General features: G+C 70.7%; 19 protein-coding genes. 8 read left to right on the top strand and 11 right to left on the bottom strand.

The features are described 5' to 3' along the window. Position 1 precedes the first annotated feature (1 nt). From VFV21_RS08670 to VFV21_RS08680, 3 genes are all read left to right on the top strand, one after another. Positions 2–1,129, top strand: coding sequence for a glycosyltransferase family 1 protein (locus tag VFV21_RS08670; protein ID WP_329669052.1), 1,128 nt, complete (start codon positions 2–4; stop codon positions 1,127–1,129). Then, on the top strand, positions 1,126–1,662 hold the full coding sequence (locus VFV21_RS08675) for a phosphatase PAP2 family protein (protein WP_414638529.1): 537 nt from the start codon (positions 1,126–1,128) through the stop codon (positions 1,660–1,662). The genes VFV21_RS08670 and VFV21_RS08675 overlap by 4 nt, the downstream gene beginning before the upstream one ends. A 115-nt stretch (positions 1,663–1,777) precedes the next feature. Beyond that, positions 1,778–3,244, top strand: a complete 1,467-nt coding sequence (locus VFV21_RS08680) for a serine hydrolase domain-containing protein (protein WP_329669028.1) — start codon at positions 1,778–1,780, stop codon at positions 3,242–3,244. Here the strand turns inward: VFV21_RS08680 and VFV21_RS08685 are convergent. Next, positions 3,210–3,812 (bottom strand): GNAT family N-acetyltransferase, encoded by a 603-nt coding sequence (locus tag VFV21_RS08685; RefSeq protein ID WP_329669029.1) that lies wholly within the window; start codon positions 3,810–3,812, stop codon positions 3,210–3,212. The two genes, VFV21_RS08680 and VFV21_RS08685, sit on opposite strands and share 35 nt — an antisense overlap. Further along, positions 3,809–5,629, bottom strand: coding sequence for a DUF885 domain-containing protein (locus VFV21_RS08690; protein ID WP_329669030.1), 1,821 nt, complete (start codon positions 5,627–5,629; stop codon positions 3,809–3,811). Before VFV21_RS08690 ends, VFV21_RS08685 begins: the two co-directional genes overlap by 4 nt. 86 nt (positions 5,630–5,715) lie before the next feature. Here VFV21_RS08690 and VFV21_RS08695 point away from each other — a divergent pair, with 86 nt between their 5' ends. Both VFV21_RS08695 and VFV21_RS08700 read left to right on the top strand, forming a co-directional pair. Then, positions 5,716–6,585, top strand: coding sequence for a 23S rRNA (adenine(2030)-N(6))-methyltransferase RlmJ (locus VFV21_RS08695; protein WP_329669031.1), 870 nt, complete (start codon positions 5,716–5,718; stop codon positions 6,583–6,585). Positions 6,586–6,588: 3 nt separating this feature from the next. After that, positions 6,589–7,599 carry a zinc-dependent alcohol dehydrogenase family protein gene (locus tag VFV21_RS08700; protein WP_329669032.1) on the top strand — a complete coding sequence of 337 codons (1,011 nt, stop codon included), beginning with the start codon at positions 6,589–6,591 and terminating at the stop codon, positions 7,597–7,599. 86 nt (positions 7,600–7,685) lie between these two features. Here VFV21_RS08700 and VFV21_RS08705 read toward each other — a convergent pair whose 3' ends face one another. The 4 genes from VFV21_RS08705 to VFV21_RS08720 are packed head-to-tail and all read right to left on the bottom strand — an operon-like array spanning position 7,686 to position 11,527. Continuing rightward, positions 7,686–8,903 (bottom strand): ABC transporter permease, encoded by a 1,218-nt coding sequence (locus VFV21_RS08705; protein WP_329669033.1) that lies wholly within the window; start codon positions 8,901–8,903, stop codon positions 7,686–7,688. Continuing rightward, positions 8,903–9,595 carry an ABC transporter ATP-binding protein gene (locus VFV21_RS08710; RefSeq protein ID WP_329669034.1) on the bottom strand — a complete coding sequence of 231 codons (693 nt, stop codon included), beginning with the start codon at positions 9,593–9,595 and terminating at the stop codon, positions 8,903–8,905. The genes VFV21_RS08705 and VFV21_RS08710 overlap by 1 nt, the downstream gene beginning before the upstream one ends. Then, complete coding sequence (locus tag VFV21_RS08715; RefSeq protein WP_329669035.1) at positions 9,592–10,821, bottom strand: efflux RND transporter periplasmic adaptor subunit; 1,230 nt, start codon at positions 10,819–10,821, stop codon at positions 9,592–9,594. Before VFV21_RS08715 ends, VFV21_RS08710 begins: the two co-directional genes overlap by 4 nt. Positions 10,822–10,846: 25 nt before the next feature. Next, a complete protein-coding gene (locus VFV21_RS08720; RefSeq protein ID WP_329669036.1) occupies positions 10,847–11,527 on the bottom strand; it encodes a YIP1 family protein in 681 nt (226 codons plus the stop codon). Positions 11,528–11,740: 213 nt separating this feature from the next. On the opposite strand from VFV21_RS08720, the gene VFV21_RS08725 reads away from it, so the two are divergent. From VFV21_RS08725 to VFV21_RS08735, 3 genes are all read left to right on the top strand, one after another. Continuing rightward, positions 11,741–12,640, top strand: a complete 900-nt coding sequence (locus VFV21_RS08725; protein ID WP_329669037.1) for a dienelactone hydrolase family protein — start codon at positions 11,741–11,743, stop codon at positions 12,638–12,640. 252 nt (positions 12,641–12,892) lie between these two features. Next, entirely contained in the window at positions 12,893–13,600 is a 708-nt protein-coding gene (locus tag VFV21_RS08730) for a pirin family protein (protein ID WP_329669038.1), read from the top strand. A 117-nt stretch (positions 13,601–13,717) separates the two neighbouring features. Continuing rightward, positions 13,718–15,313, top strand: coding sequence for a serine hydrolase (locus VFV21_RS08735; RefSeq protein ID WP_329669039.1), 1,596 nt, complete (start codon positions 13,718–13,720; stop codon positions 15,311–15,313). 51 nt (positions 15,314–15,364) lie between these two features. On the opposite strand, the gene VFV21_RS08740 is transcribed toward VFV21_RS08735, so the two are convergent. The 5 genes from VFV21_RS08740 to VFV21_RS08760 form a co-directional block, all read right to left on the bottom strand. After that, positions 15,365–15,601 (bottom strand): hypothetical protein, encoded by a 237-nt coding sequence (locus VFV21_RS08740; protein WP_329669040.1) that lies wholly within the window; start codon positions 15,599–15,601, stop codon positions 15,365–15,367. 131 nt (positions 15,602–15,732) lie between these two features. Next, positions 15,733–16,287, bottom strand: coding sequence for a hypothetical protein (locus VFV21_RS08745; protein WP_329669041.1), 555 nt, complete (start codon positions 16,285–16,287; stop codon positions 15,733–15,735). A 6-nt stretch (positions 16,288–16,293) separates the two neighbouring features. Then, the gene (locus VFV21_RS08750) at positions 16,294–17,010 is read right to left on the bottom strand and encodes a hypothetical protein (protein WP_329669042.1); all 717 of its coding nucleotides are present in this window, start codon (positions 17,008–17,010) and stop codon (positions 16,294–16,296) included. Positions 17,011–17,068: 58 nt separating this feature from the next. Continuing rightward, positions 17,069–17,854, bottom strand: a complete 786-nt coding sequence (fdhD, locus tag VFV21_RS08755; protein ID WP_329669043.1) for a formate dehydrogenase accessory sulfurtransferase FdhD — start codon at positions 17,852–17,854, stop codon at positions 17,069–17,071. Then, positions 17,851–20,106 (bottom strand): FdhF/YdeP family oxidoreductase, encoded by a 2,256-nt coding sequence (locus VFV21_RS08760; protein ID WP_329669044.1) that lies wholly within the window; start codon positions 20,104–20,106, stop codon positions 17,851–17,853. The genes fdhD and VFV21_RS08760 overlap by 4 nt, the downstream gene beginning before the upstream one ends. Between the last annotated feature and the right edge of the window lie 34 nt (positions 20,107–20,140).

Below are 20,140 nucleotides of genomic sequence, written 5' to 3' on the forward strand. Positions count from 1 at the left end.
CCTGCACATCGAACTGGTCACCGAGACCTACCCGCCCGACGTCAACGGCGTCGCCCTCACCGTGCAGTCGCTCGAGCACGGGCTGCGCCAGCAGGGCCACACCGTCGGCATCGTCCGCCCGCAGCGCGACGACGAAAGCCCGCGGCCCGACCCGTCGCTGATGGTGGTCGAAGGCGCGCCGATCCCGCGCTATCCCGGCCTGCGCTTCGGCCTGCCCGCCGGCAAGCGGCTGGCGGCGCGCTGGATGACGCAGCGGCCCGACGCGGTCTACATCGCCACCGAGGGCCCGCTGGGCTGGTCCGCGCTGCGCGCCTGCCGCCGGCTCGGCATCCCGGTGGCCACCGGTTTCCACACGCGTTTCGATGATTACGTGGGCCGCTACGGCGCCGGCTTCCTGAGCCCCTGGGTGTTCTCGTGGCTGCGTCGCTTCCACAACAAGGCCGATGCGACGCTGGTGCCGACCCGCGAGCTCGAGGACGACCTGCGCCAGCAGGGCTTCCGCCACGTGCGCCGCCTGGGCCGCGCGGTGGACACCCGGCAGTTCCATCCCGGCTGGCGCGACGAAGCGCTGCGCGCGCAGTGGACGCCGGACGGTGCGCCGGTCGTGCTGCACGTCGGCCGCATCGCGCCGGAGAAGAACCTGCCGCTGGCGGTGCGCAGCTTCCGCGCGCTGCAGGCGCAGCGGCCGGGCGCGCGTTTCGTCTGGGTCGGCGACGGCCCGGCGCGGGCCGAGCTGCAGGCCGCGAACCCCGACTTCATATTCGCCGGCGTGCAGCGCGGCGACGCGCTGGCGCGTTACTTCGCCAGCGCCGACCTGTTCTGCTTCCCCAGCCTGTCGGAAACGTTCGGCAACGTGACGCTGGAGGCCATGGCCAGCGGCCTGGCCACGGTCGCGTTCGACTACGGCGCGGCGCGCGAACATCTCTGCAACGGAGTGCATGGCGCCACCGTGGCCTTCGGCGACGACGCCGGATTCGTGGATGCGTTCGTGCAGACCGGCCTGCGGCCCGGCCTCGCCACGCTCGGCGCGGCGGCCCGGCAAGCGGTGCTGCACCTCGAGCCAGGCCAGGTGGCCGCGGACTTCGCCGCCCTGCTCGGGGCGCTCAGCCATTGGCGGGAAGCCGCGTGAGCCCGCGCACCCGCCGGCTCGTGGTCCGCGAGCACGGCTGGTGCCTGGCCGCCAACCGCCTCGGCGCGCGCGCCTGGGTGCGGCTCTATTTCCGCGCCATCAGCCGTCTTGGCGACGGCGCCTTCTGGTACGCGCTGATGGCCGCGCTGGTGCTGTTCGACGGCTGGCGCGGGCTGGCGGTCTCGGCCCAGCTGGCCGCGACCGGCCTGGTGGCGCTGACGATGTACCGCAAGCTCAAGCGCTGGACGCGCCGCCCGCGTCCGTTCGCGGCCGATGGCCGCATCCGCGCCTGGGAAGCGCCGCTCGACGAATTCTCGTTCCCGTCCGGGCACACGCTGCACGCGGTGTCCTTCACCCTGGTCGCGCTCGCGCACTACCCGATGCTGGCCTGGCTGCTGGTGCCCTTCACCGCCAGCGTCGCGGCCTCGCGCGTCGTCCTCGGCCTGCACTATCCCAGCGACGTGCTCGCGGCCTCGGGCATCGCCTCGGCGCTGGCCGCGCTGTCCCTCTGGATCCTCCCCGCCACCCTCTGACGCCCTGCCCGCCGCCGCGGAGCCCGCACGGTCCGGGCGGCCACGTCGCCGCTAGGCACGATTCGTGTCAACGCACGCGCACGCGGGGCGTTGTGGCGTCATCAGGAGGACGCCCATGCCCTATCCCCGTGTCATCGTCGGCACCACGCTCGTGCTGGCTTCCCTCGCCTCGACCAGCGGCCGCGCGCAGGACGGCGACGAAGGCGGTCGCCCGCGGCGCGTGGCCGACCAGTTGCTCGCCGCGCTGGTGGAGGCCAACGGCGTGCCCGGCATGGGCGCCGCAGTCGTGGTGGATGGCCGGGTCGCCTGGCACGGCAGCGCCGGCCTGCGGGACATCGAAGCCGGCGTGCCTGTCGACCGGCACACCGAGTTCCGGCTGGCGAGCGTCTCCAAGCTGGTGGCCGCGACCGCCGCCGCCAAACTCGCCGAAGCCGGACGGCTCGACCCCGACGCGCCGGTGCAGGCATCGCTGCCCTGGCTGCAGGCCGAATGGGCGCCGCTGACGCCGCGCCAGCTGGCGGCCCACACCTCGGGGATGCCGCATTACCAGGAAGCGGATCGGAATCGCGGCGCGACCCGGTACCCCAGCGTCCGGGCGGCGGTCGACCTGTTCGATGATCGTGAACTTCTCGCCGCCCCGGGCGAGGCCTACGTGTACTCGTCCTGGGGCTACACGCTGCTCAGCGCTGCGATCGAAGCGGCCGCCGGCAAGCCATTCCTCGACTATGTGGCGAGCGAGGTGACGCCCGGCCTGGCGATCGGGCCGGATGCCTCGGACTCCGGCGGCCCGCGTGCGTCGCGGAACTATGGATTCTCCGACGGCAGGATCGAACGGCTGCCTGCCCATGACTTCAGCTACACCTGGGCCGGCGGCGGGCTGTCGGCGACACCCGAGGCCATCGCCCTTTTTGGAGACCGGGTGATGGACGGCGAGGTGGTGTCCAAACGGACGTTCCAGTCGATGCTGGTGCCTGCCCGACTGGCGGATGGCTCCGCGGTCGGTGAGCGCGACTTCCAGGTGGGGTTTGGCTGGCGAACCAGCCGCGATACCGATGGCGAAACCATCGCGCATCACGCAGGCGCGACCGTCGGCGCCCGCAGTGCCCTGGTGCTTTGGCCGACGCGCCGGGTCGCGGCCAGCGTACTGTCGAACGCGGAGTGGATCGCCTCGATCGAGAGGACGGCCGAAATGCTGGCGGCACCCTTCCAGCCACGGCGCGCGCCGGAGGCCGGCCCGGCACCGGCCTGCCCGGTCGACGCCATCGCCTATGTTGCCGACTACGCGGAGGGTCGCTTCGGAGGCGACGCCACGTTCTCGGCGCAGGACGGAATCTGCCGCGGGCGCATCCAGTTGCCGGAGGGCCCGCTGCGGGCTTGGTTGAACGGGTTCCCGCAGCGCGATGCCGAGTCGCTGGAGATCATCGGCGTCCACGCCGGCGCGGGCTTGCGCCGCGCGGCACTGGTGACGCCGATCGGCCTGCTCGACCTTCGCGCAGACCCGGACGGGCGAACGCTGCGGGGCGAGCTGGGGTCGAGCCGACCCCTCGTCATCCGGCTGGCAGAGGGCGCAGCCAATAGGTGAGCGGCTTTTCGGTGGGCCGGTCCTCGCCGATCTCCTGCCAGGCCAGCCGCACGGTCAGTCCCGGCTGGCGGACATAGCCGCGGCCGGTCCAGAAGGCCTCGTTGCCGCGGTGGGCGGCGGGGCGCCGCGGGTCATCGTCGGCCCGGTCCACCGCGCAGAAGCCGGTGGTCGTGAAGCGGCCCAGCGCGCGCGCATGCGCCTCGCGTTCGTCGAAGAAGCGGTGGCCGATACCGCGGCCGCGATAGGCAGGCAGCAGCACCGATTCCCCGAAGTAAAACACCTCGCCCACGTCGCGCCCGGCGTCGAGGAAAGGTTGCTGGAATTCGGCGGTGTCGTCGGCCAGCGGCAGGCCGGTGGACGCACCCACCACCGCGTCGCCGTCGAACGCGAGCACGAACACGCTGTCGGGCGAGCGCGCGTAGGCGCGCAGGTACTCCTGCTCGTAAGCGAAGTCGCCGGCGTACAGGTACGGCCAGTCGCGGAACACGGCGATGCGAAGCCGCGCCACCGCATCCAGCCACGGGCCGATGGCGGTGCCGGACAGGCGCCGCACGGTGACCTCGCTCATTTCGCGGCCTGCTCGCCGATCCAGGCGTCCACGCGGCGCTCGAGCAGCGCCATCGGCATCGACCCGCCGCCCAGCACCAGGTCGTGGAAGGCCCGCGCGTCGAACTTCGGCCCCAGCGCCGAGCGCGCCTTCTCGCGCATCGCCAGGATGCGGTTCATGCCGACCTTGTAGGCCAGCGCCTGTCCCGGCATCACCAGGTAGCGCTCGATCTCGGCCACCACGTCGGTCTCGGGCATGCCGGTCTTGTCGCGCATGTAGGCAATGGCTTCCTCGCGGGTCCAACGCTGCTCGTGCATGCCGGTGTCCACCACCAGGCGCACGGCGCGGAACATCTCGGCCTGCAGCCGCCCCAGGTTGTCGAGCGGCTGCGACTGGAAGCCCTCCTCCCAGGCCAGCCGCTCGGCATAAAGCGCCCAGCCTTCCGAGAACGCGGTGAACGGCAGGATCTTCCGGAAGGTTGGCACGCCGGTCATTTCCTGCTGCAGCGCGATCTGGAAGTGATGCCCCGGGATCGCCTCGTGGTAGGCCAGCGTGCGCATGCCGAAGCGCGCCACCTCGGCGGTGTTGCGCAGGTTGAGGTAGAACACGCCGGGCCGCGAGCCATCAAACGCGGGCGCGTTGTAGTAGGCGCCGGCCGAAGTCTGCTCGCGGAACACCGGGATGCGCTCTACCTTGACGCCCGCCGACGGCCGCACGTTGAACAGGTCGCCGATGCCGGCGTCGATCTCGCGGATGATCCTGTCGAAATCCGCCAGGATCGCCGCCCGACCTTCGTCCGTGTCCGGGTAGAGCTGGTCCGGGCGGGCCGCGATCTGCTGCACGCGCTCGCCGATGCTGCCCTCCACCAAGCCCTCGGCGACCAGGATCGCGTCCATCTCCGCCTCGATCCGCGCCACTTCCGACAGGCCCATCGCGTGGATCTCGGCCGGCGTCATCTCGGTGGTGGTGTTCTGCTTCACCTGCCAGGCGTAGAAGGCCGCGCCGTCGGGCAGCGCCCAGACGCCGTGGTTGCCGGTGGTCTTGGGCAGCAGGGCCTCGTAGTGGGCGATGTAGCGGCGGTAGGCGGGCTGCACGGCGTCCACGATCGCGGTCTGCGCCTCGGCCAGCAGGGCCGCGCGCGTGGTCGCGTCCATTTCGCCCTCGGGAATCTTGGCCAGCTTCTCCGCGAAGGAGGTATAGAGGATGTTCTCCGCCGCCGGCTGGTCGGCGAACAGCCGCATCTCGGCCAGCACCTTCTCGACCACGAAGGTCGGCGGCAGGATGCCCGCGGCTTCGCGCGCCTCCAGGCCTTCCATCACCTGGCCGGCGGCGACCGGGATCTTGCGCAGGCGCGCGAGGTAATCGCGGGCCTCGCCCTCGGACGCCACCGGGTGCTGGGTGGCCAGGAAGGTCGGCAGCTGGCTTTGCACGCCGAACATCTGGTTGAGCGGGTAGTCGTGCAGCGCGAAGCGCTCGCCCTCGGCCTGGCTGGCCAGGAAGTATTCGAGCATGTCGTAGGAGAGTTTGCGGCCCTCGTCCAGGGCCTCGCGGTCGTACTCGCGCAGGGTGGCGAGGTCGTCGCGCAGCTTGGCCTGCAGCGCCTGCTGACGGGCCAGCGAACGGTCGGTCAGGTCGTCGCTGAACCAGTCGGCCCAGGGCGGCAGCATCCGCATCGAGCTGAGCAGCTCCGGATCATCGACCGCGTACTCGATGAAGACGCGCTCGAAGAACCAGTCGATCTTCAGCGGCCTGGCGTAAATCGTGTGCAGCACCAGCGCGGCCAGGGCCAGCAGGCTGGCCAGCAGCAGCCAGGTCGTCCAGCGGATCAGGGTTCTCATCGGTTCGCTCCTTGGCCAGCCAGGAACATACCAGAGCCGGCCCGGCGGCCGCCCCGGGCGCCGGCCCGGGGCGGTAGACTGGCGCCATGAACTATCGCCACGGATTCCACGCCGGCAACCATGCGGACGTGCTCAAGCACCTGGTCCTGGTGTCGCTGCTCGATGCGCTAAAGAGAAAGGAGGCGCCCTTCTTCGTGGTCGATACCCACGCCGGCCGGGGCCGCTACGACCTCGGCGGCCTGCAGGCCAGCCGCACCGGCGAAGCCAAGGCCGGCATCCGCAAGCTCTGGACCCTCGCCGCCTCGATGCCGAGCCCGCCGCCCGCCCTCGCCCGCTACCTCGCGGCCGTGGCCGACGCCCAGGCCGGTGCGCCCGACAGCTATCCCGGCTCGCCGCTGATCGTGTCCCAGGCCCTGCGCCCGCAGGACCGGCTGGCGGCCTGCGAACTGCTGCCGGACGAAGCCAACGCGCTCAAAGGCGTGCTGTCCCACGACCCCCACAGCCACGTCCACGCCCGCGACGGCTACACCGCGCTCAAGGCCCTGCTGCCCCCGCGCGACGGCGCCACCAAGTTCGCGCGCGCGCTGGTGCTGATCGACCCGCCCTACGAAGCGCAGGACGAGGAGTACCCGCTGATCACCGGCGCCGTCGCCGACGCGCTGCAGCGCTTCCCGCAGGGCATCTTCGCGGTCTGGTACCCGATCAAGCAGCGGCCCAGCCTGCATCCTTTCTTCCGCAAGGTCGCCACCCTGCCGGTGAAGTCGGCGCTGGCGATCGAGCTGCTGGTGCGACCCGACGATTCGCCGCTGCGCATGAACGGCAGCGGCATGCTGCTGCTCAATCCGCCCTGGCAGATCGAGAAGGACATCGAGCCCGCCCTCAAACCCCTCGCCCAGGCCATGGGCGAATCCGGCGCCTCCTGGCGCCTCACCTGGTTGAAGCAAGACAAGGCCTGAGCCATGAAAGCGAAGAAAGCCCAGTACAGCCAGCGCGGCCCGGTGCCGCAGGACGTGATCGGTGCGGTCGAGTTCGAGCTGCCGGCGCTGGCGCCGGGGTACGTGCGCGTGGCCGTGCTGGCCGCGCCGATCAACCCCTCCGACGTGCTGACGCTGACCGGGGAGTACGGCCTGCTGCCGCCGCTGCCGGCCACGGGCGGCAACGAGGGCGTCGGACGCGTGATCGAATGCGGCGAAGGCGTGGCCTCGCCCGCGGCGGGCAGCCTGGTGCTGCTGCCGGTGGGCTGCGGCACCTGGACCACGCACCTGGACCTGCCGGCCAAGCACTTGGTCGAGCTGCCGCACGACGTCGACCCGGTGCAGCTGTCCATGCTCACCGTGAACCCGCCCACCGCGCTGCTGATGCTCACGGAATTCGTGGACCTGCAGCCCGGCGACTGGGTGATCCAGAACGCGGCCAACTCGGCGGTCGGCGGCTACCTGATCCAGCTGGCCAAGCTGCGCGGCCTGAACACCATCAACGTGGTGCGCCGCGCCTCCGCCATCGAGGCGGTGAAGGACAGCGGCGCCGAGCACGTGGTAGTGGATGCGGAAGACCTGCCCAAGCGGGTGCGCGAGGCCACGGGCGGCGCGCACGTGAAGCTGGCGATCGACTGCGTCGGTGGCGTCAGCACCGAGAACCTGGCGCGCTGCCTGGACGAAGGCGGCACGCTGGTGAACTACGGGGCGATGAGCGGGGAGCGCTGCATGATCTCGCCGCGCTACTTCGTATTCCGCGACATCACGCTGCGGGGCTTCTGGCTGTCGCAGTGGTTCAAGCAGGCCACGCCGCAGAAGCGCGCCGAAGTCTTCGGCCACATCGCTGGCCTGATCGCCGAGGGCAAGCTGCAGGCGCGGGTGCAGGCCACCTACGACCTGGACCACATCAAGCAGGCGGTGCAGGCCGCGGCCAGCGGCGCCCGCGACGGCAAGATCATCGTCGAACCCAACGGCCCGCCGCGCGCAGCCATCTGATTAAAAAAAGGGGTCTAAAAAAGGGGTCAGAGTAATTATTTGTTTGAAACAAATAATTACTCTGACCCCTTTTTTGCGTCCGCGGGCTATTCGTAGCGCAGGGCTTCGATGGGATCGAGGCTGGCGGCCTTGGAGGCCGGCATGATGCCGAAGACCATGCCGACCAGCGCCGAGAAGCCCGCGGCGGCGAGGATGACCCAGAGCGGTACCGACGCGTCCGGGAAGCCGGGGATCAGGTTGGCCACGCCGATGCCGATGCCCAACCCCAGCACGATCCCGATCAGGCCGCCCAGCAGCGCCAGCAGCGCGGCTTCCAGCAGGAACTGCACCAGGATGTCGCGGCGGGTCGCGCCGAGGGCCTTCAGGATGCCGATCTCGCGCGTCCGCTCCGTCACCGACACCAGCATGATGTTCATGATGCCGATGCCGCCGACCAGCAGCGAGATGCTGACCACACCCGCCAGCACCGCCGTCACCGTGCCGGTGATCTGCTCGAACTGCTTCACGAAGGAATCGGCCGCCTGGATGCGGAAGTCATCCTCCTGGTCCGGCCGCAGCCGGTGCGAGATGCGGATCGCGCGCTTGGCCCGCTCGCGCAGCGCCTCCACGTCCTCCAGGCTCTCGGCGGTGAACGAGATCGACATGCGCGGCTGCACGTCGTTGCCGGTCATCGCCCGGCCGACGTCGAACGGGATCACCACCAGGTTGTCCTGGCTGAAGCCCAGCAGCTCGCCGCGCTTCTCCATCACGCCGACGACCTTGAACCACTCGGTGCCGAGCCGGATGAACTCGCCGACCGGGTCCTCGGGCAGCTCCAGGTCCTCGATGACCTTGTGGCCGACCACCGCGACGCGGCGGCGGCCGACGTCGTCGCTGGCGACGATGAAGCGCCCGCTCTCCGGGTAGATGCCGCGCACCACGGTGAAGTCGGCGGTCGTGCCGATCACCTGCGGGCTCGAAAGCCGGCCGCGGAAACCGACCGGCGTCGGCACCAGCATCGTCGGCACCACCTGGGCGACGCCCGGCACGCGGTAGCGCAGCGTGTCGACGTCATTGAAGCTCAGCCGGTTCTCCTTGCCCACCGACGCATCGGCGAACGGCGTATAGGGCTGCAGCGTCAGCGCGCTGCCGCCGAGGTCGGCGAACTGGTCCGACACCGACTTCGAGAAACCCTGCACCAGCGACACCACCGCGATGACGGAGGCGGTGCCGATCAGGATGCCGAGCGTGGTCAGGAAGCTGCGCATGCGGTGCGCCATCAGGCTGGTCAACGCGGCGCGGAAGGCCTCGAGGAAGGCGTACATCAGTGCACCTCGCGGGGCGGGTTCAGGCGGTCCTCGACGATCTTGCCGTCGCTGACGCGCAGGGTGCGCCGGCAGTGCGCGGCGATGTCGGGTTCGTGCGTCACCACCACCACCGTCTGGCCGCTGCGATGGACTTCGTCGAACAGCGCCATGATCTCCGCCGAGGTGCGCGAATCAAGGTTTCCCGTCGGCTCGTCGGCCAGGAGGATGGACGGCTTGCCGACCAGGGCGCGGGCCACGGCCACGCGCTGGCGCTGGCCGCCCGAGAGCTGGTTCGGCCGGTGGCCGAGGCGGTTGCCCAGGCCGACCTGCTCCAGCGCCGCCCTGGCGCGCTCGGCCCGCTCGGCCCGCGGGATGCCGCGGTACACCAGAGGCTGCATCACGTTCTCGAGCACGGTCAGGCGCGGCAGCAGGTGGAAGCTCTGGAACACGAAGCCGATTTCCTGGTTCCGCACCTGCGCCAGCTCGTTGTCGGTCATGGACGAGGTGTCGCGGCCGTTGAGCACGTAGGTGCCCTCGCTGGGCGTGTCCAGGCAGCCGATCAGGTTCATCAGCGTCGACTTGCCCGAGCCGGACGGGCCGATCAGGGCCACGTACTCGTTGCGGCCGATGTGCAGGTCGACGCCGGCCAGGGCCATCAACTCCTCCTCGCCCATCAGGTAGCGCTTGACGATGCCGCTGAGCCGGATCATTCGGAGGCGGCCTCTTCTTCCGCTTCCTCGCCGTCGGCGCCCGCCTTGGCCGGGTCGGCATCTTTTTCCTCGGCCTCGCGGATGCGCTCGCCCTCGATCAGGCCGCGCAGCAGCTTGGCCGGGCCCTTGATGACGCGATCGCCCGCGGCAAGGCCCGAGGTGATCTCCTCCCACTTGTCGTCCGACAGGCCGACCTCGACGATCACCTTCGTCGCGCGGCCGTCGCGGTCCACCCACACGTGGCGGGTAACCTTCTTGTCCTCATCCACCTCGGTGCCCACCGCCTCGACCGGCACGGCCAGCTTGGTGCCGCCGTCGCCCAGGAAGATGTCGGCGCGCGCGCTCATGCCCGAGCGCAAGGCCAGGCCCTCCGGCGGCGCCAGCTCGGCGGTGACCAGGTAGGAGCGACCCTGGTTTTCCAGCGTGGGCGCGAGCGCCACCTGCTCGACCTTGCCGGTGATGGCGGTGTCCGGGAACGCCGCCGCATAGACCTCGACCTCCTGGCCCAGCGCTATCTTGGCCACGTCGGCCTCGTCCACCTTCAGGTCGGCCTGGATCGACGAGGTGTCGGCGATCTTCATCAGCTGCGCGCCGGCGAACGCGTTGGTGGACGCGATCGCGGTCTCGCCGACCTTGATCGGCAGCGCCACGACGACGCCGCCGATCGGGGCGCGGATGTCGGTCTTGGACAGCTGCTCGCGGGCTTCGCCGAGGATGGCCTCGGCGCGGCGCAGCGCTTCCTGGCTGCTTTCCAGCTCGACCTTGGCCAGGTCGCGCGCGTTGCGCAGGTCGTCGAACTCGCTCTGGCCGATCATCTTCTGCGCCACCAGCTGCTCGCCGCGGGCCAGCCGCTTCTCGGCCAGCGCCAGCGCCAGCCGCTGGCGCTCGATGCTGATCACGGCCTGTCGGCGCGTGGCCTGCTCGCGGTCGATGGCGTTGCGGTAGGTCTCGGGATCCAGCCGCAGCAGCAGCTGCCCCTCCGCCACCGTGTCGCCCTCCTCGACCAGGATCTCGCGCACCTTGGCCACCAGCTCCGAGGTCAGGTCGACCTCGTTGCGGTAGGCCAGCACGCCGGAGGCGAGGATGGTCGGCCGGATTTCCTGCTCGGCGGCGACGGCGATCTCGACTTCCTTGGCCGACTCGCCGCGGGTCATCTTCGCCAGCAGCGCAACGGCGAGCAGGCCCACGATCACCGCGACGGCGATGTACTTCTTCTTGGATTTCATCAAGGTCTTCCGGAGGCGGATTCGGTCAGAACGCGGCGAAGGCGGCCCAGACGCCGTAGATCACCACGTTGGGCAGCATCACGACGAACAGGGCCTGGCCCCAGCCGGTGCGATGCCAGGTCTTCCAGCCCAGCGCGGCCAGGAACCAGACCCAGAAGCTGAGCAGGCTGAAGTTGCGCGCCAGCGAAGCCCACGGATGGCCGGTTTCCAGCTGCACGAACAGCGGGTCGATATTGAGCAGCTGCATCGACTCCAGGCTCGACTGCGGCGAGCTGGTGAAGATGCCGATGATCGAGATCACGGCGCCCAGCACCATCGGCATCGACGACCACACCGCCAGCGACAGGCCGTGGCGGAAGCTCGTCGGGTTGCCGCTGACCTTGCCGGCCAGCATGTAGTACAGCGCCGTCAGGCTGAAGATGATGGCGAACACGATGGACGTGGAGACGATGCTGATGTAGCCCAGCGTGCGGGCGCCCGGCATGAACTGCTTGGCCTGCTCGAGTTCGGCCTTGCTCATGTCCTGGCCCGCGGCCTGCAGCTGGTAGTTGGTGAACCACTCGGGGTCGACGTTGAAGAAGTACAGCACGGCCGACAACGTCATCGCGACGACCAGGACGAGGGCCGGCGCCAGGAAGCGGGGCTTGTCCTTGAGGTCCGCGAAGACTTTGCCCGGCTCCAGGAAGATATCGATCAACTGCGACATGGTGTTTTCCCCGAAAAATAAGAAGGTGACGCGGCGATTGCCCGAACCGCCGGTGGATGGTAGGTGAAGACGATGGGGCCGTCCCATGACAAGTGTCCTAGTCATCCACGCTTACCCAGACGGGTGCACCGGGCAAAACGTGACAGGCCGGCTTCACGCCACGTAACGCCCGCCTTGGAATGATCCGGGTTCCGCCCGCCCTGGACCCTCGCCATGCCCCGACCGCCGCGCCAGACCGCCCGCGATTTCGACCCGCGCGTGATGCAGCTGTTCGACCAGTACGTGCACGGGCTCATCGACCGGCGCGGCTTCCTGCAGGGCGCCTCGGCCCTGGCCTTCAGCGCCAGCGCGGCGGTGGGCCTGCTGGCCTCGCTCAGCCCGCGTTTCGCCGAGGCCCGGCAGGTGGCCACCGACGACCCGCGCATCAACGCCCGCCACGTCGAATTCGATTCGCCCAAGGGCTACGGCAAGGGCCGCGGCTATTTCGTGCGCCCCGCCCAGGCCGAGGGCCCGCTGCCCACCGTGATCGTGATCCACGAGAACCGCGGCCTGAACCCGCACATCGAGGACGTCACCCGCCGGTTGGCGCTCGAGGGCTACCTGGCTTTCGCGCCCGACGCCCTGTTCCCGCTGGGCGGCTACCCCGGCGACGAGGATTCGGCGCGCGCGCTGTTCCAGCAGCTCGACCAGGCGAAGACCCGCGAGGACATGCTCGCCGCGGCCGCGTACCTGGCCTCCGTTGACGGCGGCAACGGCCGCATGGGCGCGATCGGCTTCTGCTACGGCGGCGCCATCGCCAACTTCCTGGCCACCCGCCTGCCCGACCTGCGCGCGGCGATTCCGTTCTACGGCAGCGGCGCGCCGCTGGCCGACGTGCCGGCCATCAACGCCGAGCTGCTGGTGGTGCTGGCCTCGGACGACGAGCGCGTCAACGCCGGCTGGCCCGCCTATGAGGCCGCGCTCAAGGCGGCGGGCAAGACCTACACCCTGCTGCAGCCCGCCGACACGCTGCACGGCTTCCACAACGACACCACCCCGCGCTACGCGCCCGAGGCCGCGAAACAGGCTTGGGAGGCCTCGCTGGCTCTGTTCGGGCGGACGCTGAAGGGCTGAGGCCCGCCACGGGCTATCGTTCCCCGGATGGAACGATAGCTTGTCGCTAACCCGGATTGCCGTTGTTTTTGTCGGCTCGCATAGTAGCGGCCACGCCAGACCCTCCGCCCTCCGACGGCATCCCGCCGCCCCGGACCGCCTGGCACCGGAGCCGCTTATGAACGCCTTCGCCACCCTGCCCGGCCGTGTCGGCCTGGGCCTGTTCTTCGTCCTGTTCGGCCTGCTGGTGCAGAACGCCGAAGGCGGTGCGCGATGATCGCGCTGCGCCCAGCCGGCGAGCGCGGCCACGCCAACCACGGCTGGCTCGACTCCTGGCACAGCTTCTCTTTCGGCGACTACCGCGACCCGGCCCACGTGCACTGGGGGCCGCTGCGGGTGATCAACGAAGATCGCGTCGCCGCCGGCCAGGGCTTCGGCACCCACGGCCATCGCGACATGGAGATCATCAGCTACGTGCTCCAGGGCGCGCTGGGCCACAAGGACTCGATGGGCAATGCCGCCAGCATCGTGCCGGGCGAAGTACAGCGCCTGAGCGCCGGCACCGGCATCACCCACTCCGAGTACAACTACGACGCCAGCGGCACCACCCACTTCCTGCAGATCTGGATCATCCCGCGGGTGATGGGCGTGGCGCCGTCCTACGCGCAGCGCAGCTTCAGCGCGGAGGAAAAGCGCGGCCGGCTGCGGCTGGTCGTGAGCGGCGACGGGGCCGAGGGCTCGGTGTCCATCCACCAGGACGCGCGGATGCATGCCGGCCTGTTCGACGGCGACGAGACCGCGACGCTGGCGCTGGCGCCGGGCCGCCTGGGCTACGTGCACCTGGTGCGCGGCGAGCTCGAGGTCAATGGCCACGCGCTGCGCGCCGGCGACGCACTCAAGCTGCGCGACGAACCCGAAGTCCGGATCCGCGCCGGCAGGGACGCGGAGGTGCTGGTGTTCGACCTGCCGCCGCTGGACTGATCGCCGCCAGGTCGCGCGGGCGCGGCGCGCGCAGGTGGCGCGAACGCGACCCGCGCCCGGTGCAGCGGCTGCGGCGGGCACGGGCATAATCGGGCGACAACCCTACCGGAGCCCGCCGTGTCCTTACCCGCTTATCGCTTCTGCCTGCCGCTGCTGCTGGTGCTGCCGCCGGCGGCCTTCGCCGACACGGCGCCTGCGGCCACCGCGGCACCGGACGTCGCCACCGTGGCGGAGGCCACGCGCCGCGCCTTCGACGTGCCCGGCATCGCGGTCGCCATCATCAAGGATGGCCAGGTCGTGCTGGCCCAAGGCTTCGGCGCGCGCGAAGCCGGCAAGGCGGCCCCGGTGACCGCCGATACCCGCTTCGCCATCGCCTCGCTCACCAAGGCCTACACCTCGGCGGCGCTGTCGATCCTGGCCGACGAGGGAAAGCTGTCGCTGGACGACCGGGTGGTGGACCACCTGCCCTGGTTCCAGATGTCGGACCCGTACGTGACGCGCGAGATGCGGCTGCGCGACCTGCTCACGCACCGCAGCGGCCTGGCGCTGGGCGCCGGCGACCTGCTGTTCTGGCCCACCACCACCCACGACACCCGCGAGATCGTCCGCCGCCTGCGGCACGTGCCGCTGGAAACCAGCTTCCGCGCCGATTACGCCTACGACAACGTGCTCTACGCGGTGGCGCAGCTGGTGATCGAGGACGCGTCCGGCCTGTCCTACGGCGAGTTCCTGCACCAGCGCATCTTCCAGCCGCTGGGCATGGCCGACACCGTGGTCAACGCCGACCACCTGCCGGCGGGCGCCGACGTCGCCACCGGCCACGCCAAGTTCGACTTCACCGACCTGCGCCCGGTGCCGCCGATGACCTGGAGCAACAACCAGGCCGCGGGCGGCATTTACTCCAGCGTCAACGACCTGGCGAAGTGGATGCGCGTGCAGCTCGACGGCGGCGTGATCGGCGCCGATGCCGACGGCACCGAGCGCCGGTTGTTCAGCGCCGACCGCCATCGCGCGATGTGGGAGGTGGTGACGCCCATCCGCGTTCCCGCGCAGCCCGCCGTGCCGGCGCTGGCGCCCGCGCTGCCGCAGTTCGCCGGCTACGGCGAGGGCTGGTCGATCACCGAGTACCGCGGCCAGAAACTGGTCTCGCACACCGGCGGCTGGCCGGGCATGGTGTCGCGCCTGACCCTGGTGCCCGGGCTCGACCTCGGCGTGGTGGTGCTGACCAACCAGGAGGTCGGCGCGGCCTTCAACACGGTGACGATGGAAGTGCTGGACCACTACCTGCAGGCGCCCGACACCGATTGGGTGGCGGCCTACGCGGAAGCCGTGGCGAAGTCGCGCAACGCGGCCGACGAGAAGTGGGAGGGCCACCAGCGCGCCCGCGACCGCGACAGCAAGCCCTCGCTGCCGCTGTCGCGCTATGCCGCGACCTACCGCGACCCCTGGTACGGCGAGGTGGTGATCGCGCTGGAGGCCAACCGCCTGGTGATGCGCTTCGCGCACACGGCCCAGTTGGTCGGCGAACTCGAGCACTGGCAGCACGACACGTTCATCGTGCGCTGGAAGGATCGCGCGCTCAACGCCGACGCCTTCGCCACCTTCGACCTCACGCCGGACGCCACGGTGCGCGAGCTGCGCATGGAAGCAGTGTCGTCGCTCACCGACTTCAGCTTCGACTTCCACCACCTGCGGTTGGCGCCCGTGCGCTGACGCAAGAAAAAGGGGATGCCGCCTTCCGTGGCGGCATCCCCCCGGGGAGGCTCAACAGACGCGGAGCAGGCCGTCGGTGCGGGCGGCGGTGTAGGAGCTGTCGCGGCCGTAGCCGCTGCTGCGGCCGTAGCCGGTGCCGAAGTCGCGCTGGCGGTAACGGCTGGCGATGCGAACCGGCGACGGGGCGGCGACGGCTTCCAGGGCCGGCGTCGCGAGGGCCGCGGCGGGCTGGTCAGCCAGCACCGGGGCGTTCGGGAAGAGGCGGTAGAAGTCGTTCAGGGTCTTCATGGCGGCGGCCTGTGAGTTGGTGTGCTGGTAATCTACAACACCAATGCATTGCCGCCATGGGCCGGAAGTCAGGGGGGCAGGATTATTTTCGCCGCCCCTTTCCGATCAATGACTTGCATAGCCACCGCAGCTCAGGCCGAGCCTCGCGTGACGGCGCTGAGGCGGCTGACCCGCTCCAGCAGGTCCCTCAGCGGGGTCTCCAGGGCGTGGCCGCGGACCTTGTAGCTCATCAGCCGCAGGCGCTGTTCGGCCCCGGCTTCCTGGCCGAGCCGGTCGGCCATGAGCTCCGCCGCGGTCATCACGACCTGCGGCGCCTGCGGATGGTCCGGGAAGCGCGTTTCGAAGCCCTCTGCCAACGCCACCGCGAGCTGGGCCTGGCCGGTGCGCGCCGCCTGCGCGACCAGGCGCGCGACCTCGTCCGGCAGCGCGTGGCGGTAGGACGGATCCAGCGTGCGCTGCTCGGCCAGCACGGCCAGCGCGCGCTTGTCCTGGTTCGTGGCCAGCAGCCGGCTGATGTATTCGCGCCCGTGTTCGAGCAAGCCGGCGGAATCATTGCCCTGCTTGAGGTACTGGCGATAGCGGTCATGCAGCGCGTCGGAGGCGCCGCGCCCGCGGAACATGTCGTGCAGCCGCCGCGCGGCGCCGGCGAGGTCGCCCTCCTCCGCCAGCGCCTCGGCCTCGGCCACCGCGTCCTATTCCATCGGATTGGCGAAGCGGGCGCGCGGCACCGCGGGCGCCACGTCCAGGCCCAGCGCCGCATGGTTGGCGTGGATCACGTAGCCGAGCAGGTGGTAGCCCGCGACCAGCAGGTACAGGCTGACGAAACTGCCCGGCAGCTGCGCCATCGTGCCCGGCAACACCATCGACAGCAGCACCTGCAGGACGATGGACACGACCACCATCGAGGCCAGCAGGCCGACCGCGCCGAAGTACACGCCGCCCAGCCGACCGATCAGCGGGAACCAGGCCAGCGGATTGAGCGCCCTCGGCAGGCTGTCGTCCACCGCCAGCAGCATCACCGCCGCCGGCAGGAAGACCACGGCGAAGCCCAGCAGCCACAGCGCCAGCACCGGGCTGCCCCAGAGCGCGATCGCCTGGATCGGCAGGAACACCACCAGCATCAGCAGGATCTGGTTCACGGCCTCACCGTCGGTGGCCATCATGTCTTCGGCGCCCATCGGCTCGAAGCGGCCGTGCACGGTGTTCACCAGCGCCTCGACCGCCAGCTTGAAGCCCATCACCCAGAACGCCAGCTCGAACACCAGCCCGAGCAGGCTGGGCAGGTGGTTGAGCAGGCGCAGCGCACACAGCGCCGCGATCATCCACAGCATGGCCTGGTGCGCGGGATAGGCGAAGATCGCCGGCAGGCGGTCGGAGACGGGCTGGATCGGCGTGGCGTTCGCAGGCATGGCGCGGGCGCTCGGTGGGAAGTCGAACGCCGAGGCTAGTGGGTCGCGCGCGATCGCGTCAAAGCCATCCTGCGTCCGTCCTACCGTAGATCGTGTAGCGCGCGCCGCGCGCGAAGCCGACGAGCGTGAGCCCTGCTTCCTCGGCTAGTCGTACTGCCAGTGCGGTCGGCGCGGAGATCGCCGCCACCAGGCCGATGCCGACCGTCGCGGCCTTGTGCACCACTTCGTAGCTGGCGCGCGACGTGACGAACAGCTCGCACGGCGCCGATCCGGCGCGCAGCGCGGCGCCAATCGCCTTGTCGATGGCGTTGTGGCGACCCACGTCCTCGCGCACGTGCAGGCGGCCATCGGCATCACGCACCGCCGCCGCGTGCACGGCGCCGGTGCGCGCGTTGATCGGCTGGTTCGCCTGCAGTTCGTCGAAGGCGGCGCGCAGACGTTCGCCCACCGCGGGCCGGCCCTGCACGCGCCGGACGGGACGGATCGCGTTGGCCAGCGTGTCGCTGCCGCACAGGCCGCAGCCGGTGCGCCCGGCCAGGCTGCGGCCGCGCTGCGACAGCGCGTCAAACGCCGCCTGCGGCACGTGCATCTGCAGCGAAATGCCGTGCTCGCCGTGCACGCTGTCCACGACGCGGACCTCGCTGGCCGCGGCCACCAGGCCCTCGCTGACGCTGAAGCCCACGGCGAAATCCTCGAGGTCGGCCGGCGTCGCCATCATCACCGCGTGCGGCAGGCCGTTGTAGAGCAGCGCCACCGCGGTTTCCTCGGCCAGCGATTCCTGCGCCGCCTGCCCCGCTCCGTCCTCGATCCGCAGCGCCCGCGCCGGGCGATGGCCGGGATTCATGGCGCCAGCGCCGCGCCGAGGTCGCGGGTTGGCCGCAGGCGCACGGGGATGGATTTCGAGGCTGGCGTGCGCGCGCGCTCGGCGTGGTGGTCAAGCGGCACCAGGCCGTTGGTTTCCGGGTAGTAGGCCGCCAGGTTGCCCGGCGGGATGTCGTGCTCGACCAGCAGGAAGCGCGTGGCCTCGCGCTCGCCGTCGTGCCAGACCGAGACGATGTCGACCCACTGCCCCGCCGCCAGGCCCAGCCGCGCGAGGTCGCCCGCGCTGATGAAGCACACCCTTCGTTCGCCCGAGACGCCGCGATAGCGGTCGTCGAGGCCGTAGACCGTGGTGTTGTACTGGTCGTGGCTGCGGATCGTCATCAGCGTCATCAGCCCGGCCTCGGGCGCCGCGGTGCGCGGCACCGGGTGCACCACGAAGCGCGCACGTCCGCCCGGCACGTTCCACTGGCAGCGCGCGGCCGCGTTGGGCAAGCGGAAACCGGCGGGGACGCGCACGCGCGCATTGAAATCCTCGAAGCCGTCGACCACCCCGGCGATCCGGTCGCGGATGCGGTCGTAGTCCTCCACCAGCCAGCGCCAGGGCGTGCGCGAGGCCGGCAGCGTGGCTTCGGCCAGGCGCGCGACGATGGCTGGCTCGCTCAGCAGATGCTCCGACGCCGGCGGGTTGGTGCCCCGCGACAGGTGCACCATGCTCATCGAATCCTCCACCGTCACCGCCTGCGGCCCCGCGGCCTGCGCATCGAGCTCGGTGCGGCCCAGGCACGGCAGGATCAGCGCCTGCCGCCCATGCACCAGGTGCGAGCGGTTGAGCTTGGTGGAAACGTGCACGGTCATCTCGCACTGGCGCAGCGCGCGGGCGGTGAAGGCCGTATCCGGCGTGGCGGCGGCGAAGTTGCCGCCCATCGCGAACAGCACCCGGCACTCACCGCGCGCCATCGCGCCGATCGCGCCGACCACGTCGTGGCCGGGCCGGCGCGGCGGCTCGAAACCGAAGGCCGCGCCCAGGCGGTCCAGGAATTCCGGCGAAGGCTTCTCGTCGATGCCCATCGTGCGGTCGCCCTGCACGTTCGAGTGGCCGCGCACCGGGCAGGCGCCGGCGCCCGGCTTGCCGACGTTGCCGCCGGCCAGCAGCAGGTTCACCAGCATCTGGATGGTGGCCACCGCGTGGCGGTGCTGGGTGATGCCCATGGCCCAGCAGACGATGGTCGCGCCCGCGCCGGCGTAGACGTCGGCGGCCTCCTCCAGCTGCGCGCGCGACAGGCCTGATTCGGCCTCGATCACGGCCCAGTCCTCCGCGAGCAGGTCCGCGCGCAGCGCCTCGAACCCCTGCGTGTGGCGCGCGACGAAATCGTGGTCGATGGCATCGCGCTGGAGCAGGCGCTTGAGCAGGCCCTTGACCGCCGCCAGGTCGCCGCCGATGCGCAGCGGGTAATAGTGGCTGGCGATCGGGGTCGAGCCGCCGGCCAGCTCCAGCGGATGCTTCGGATCGGCGAAGCGCTCGAGCCCCCGCTCGCGCAGCGGGTTGAACACGACGATGCGGCAGCCGCGGCGGGCGGCGCTGCGCAGCTCGCCGAGCATGCGCGGATGGTTGGTGCCGGGGTTCTGCCCGAACACGAAGATCGCGTCGGCCTTCTCGAAATCGGCGAGCGTGACCGTGCCCTTGCCCACGCCGATCTGCTCGGTCATCGCCAGGCCCGAGGCCTCGTGGCACAGGTTCGAGCAGTCGGGCAGGTTGTTGGTGCCGAACTCGCGCACGAACAGCTGGTACAGGAACGCCGCCTCGTTGCTGGTGCGCCCGGAGGTGTAGAACAGCGCCTGGTCGGGATGCCCCAGCGTCTTGAGCGCCACCGCGATCCGCGAGAAAGCCTCGTCCCAGCGGATCGGATGGTACTTGTCGTCGGCCGGATCGTAGGCCAGCGGCTCGACCAGCCGTCCCTCGGCCTCGAGCGAATAATCGTCCCATCGCGACAGTTCGGACACGGTGTGCGCCGCGAAGAATTCGCGGGTGGCGCGCCGCCGCGTTGCCTCCGCGGCCACCGCCTTGACGCCGTTCTCGCAGAACTCGAACGACGACTGCGGGTTGCGGTCGGGCCAGGCGCAGCCCGGGCAGTCGAAACCGTCGGGCTGGTTGGCGCGCAGCAGGGTGCGGGCGCCGCGCCCGACGATGCCCTGCTCGCGCACGTGGCGGAAGGAACTGGCGAGGGCATCCCAGCCGCCCGCGGCGCCGGGATAGGGGGCGATCTTTCGCGTCATGCCGCGAGGCTAGTCCCGCGCCCGGCGGGCGGCA

Source organism: Arenimonas sp. (assembly GCF_036275555.1).
In the GTDB taxonomy this organism is placed as follows: Bacteria; Pseudomonadota; Gammaproteobacteria; order Xanthomonadales; family Xanthomonadaceae; genus Arenimonas.

Bases quoted from the DNA above. Each gene is read 5' to 3' on its own strand.
- fdhD (WP_329669043.1), bottom strand. From the start codon at position 17,854: ATGAATCCCGGCCATCGCCCGGCGCGGGCGCTGCGGATCGAGGACGGA.
- VFV21_RS08700 (WP_329669032.1), top strand. From the start codon at position 6,589: ATGAAAGCGAAGAAAGCCCAGTACAGCCAGCGCGGCCCGGTGCCGCAG.
- VFV21_RS08705 (WP_329669033.1), bottom strand. From the start codon at position 8,903: ATGTACGCCTTCCTCGAGGCCTTCCGCGCCGCGTTGACCAGCCTGATG.
- VFV21_RS08750 (WP_329669042.1), bottom strand. From the start codon at position 17,010: ATGCCTGCGAACGCCACGCCGATCCAGCCCGTCTCCGACCGCCTGCCG.
- VFV21_RS08760 (WP_329669044.1), bottom strand. From the start codon at position 20,106: ATGACGCGAAAGATCGCCCCCTATCCCGGCGCCGCGGGCGGCTGGGAT.
- VFV21_RS08715 (WP_329669035.1), bottom strand. From the start codon at position 10,821: ATGAAATCCAAGAAGAAGTACATCGCCGTCGCGGTGATCGTGGGCCTG.
- VFV21_RS08720 (WP_329669036.1), bottom strand. From the start codon at position 11,527: ATGTCGCAGTTGATCGATATCTTCCTGGAGCCGGGCAAAGTCTTCGCG.
- VFV21_RS08725 (WP_329669037.1), top strand. From the start codon at position 11,741: ATGCCCCGACCGCCGCGCCAGACCGCCCGCGATTTCGACCCGCGCGTG.
- VFV21_RS08695 (WP_329669031.1), top strand. From the start codon at position 5,716: ATGAACTATCGCCACGGATTCCACGCCGGCAACCATGCGGACGTGCTC.
- VFV21_RS08680 (WP_329669028.1), top strand. From the start codon at position 1,778: ATGCCCTATCCCCGTGTCATCGTCGGCACCACGCTCGTGCTGGCTTCC.
- VFV21_RS08710 (WP_329669034.1), bottom strand. From the start codon at position 9,595: ATGATCCGGCTCAGCGGCATCGTCAAGCGCTACCTGATGGGCGAGGAG.
- VFV21_RS08740 (WP_329669040.1), bottom strand. From the start codon at position 15,601: ATGAAGACCCTGAACGACTTCTACCGCCTCTTCCCGAACGCCCCGGTG.
- VFV21_RS08685 (WP_329669029.1), bottom strand. From the start codon at position 3,812: ATGAGCGAGGTCACCGTGCGGCGCCTGTCCGGCACCGCCATCGGCCCG.
- VFV21_RS08730 (WP_329669038.1), top strand. From the start codon at position 12,893: ATGATCGCGCTGCGCCCAGCCGGCGAGCGCGGCCACGCCAACCACGGC.
- VFV21_RS08690 (WP_329669030.1), bottom strand. From the start codon at position 5,629: ATGAGAACCCTGATCCGCTGGACGACCTGGCTGCTGCTGGCCAGCCTG.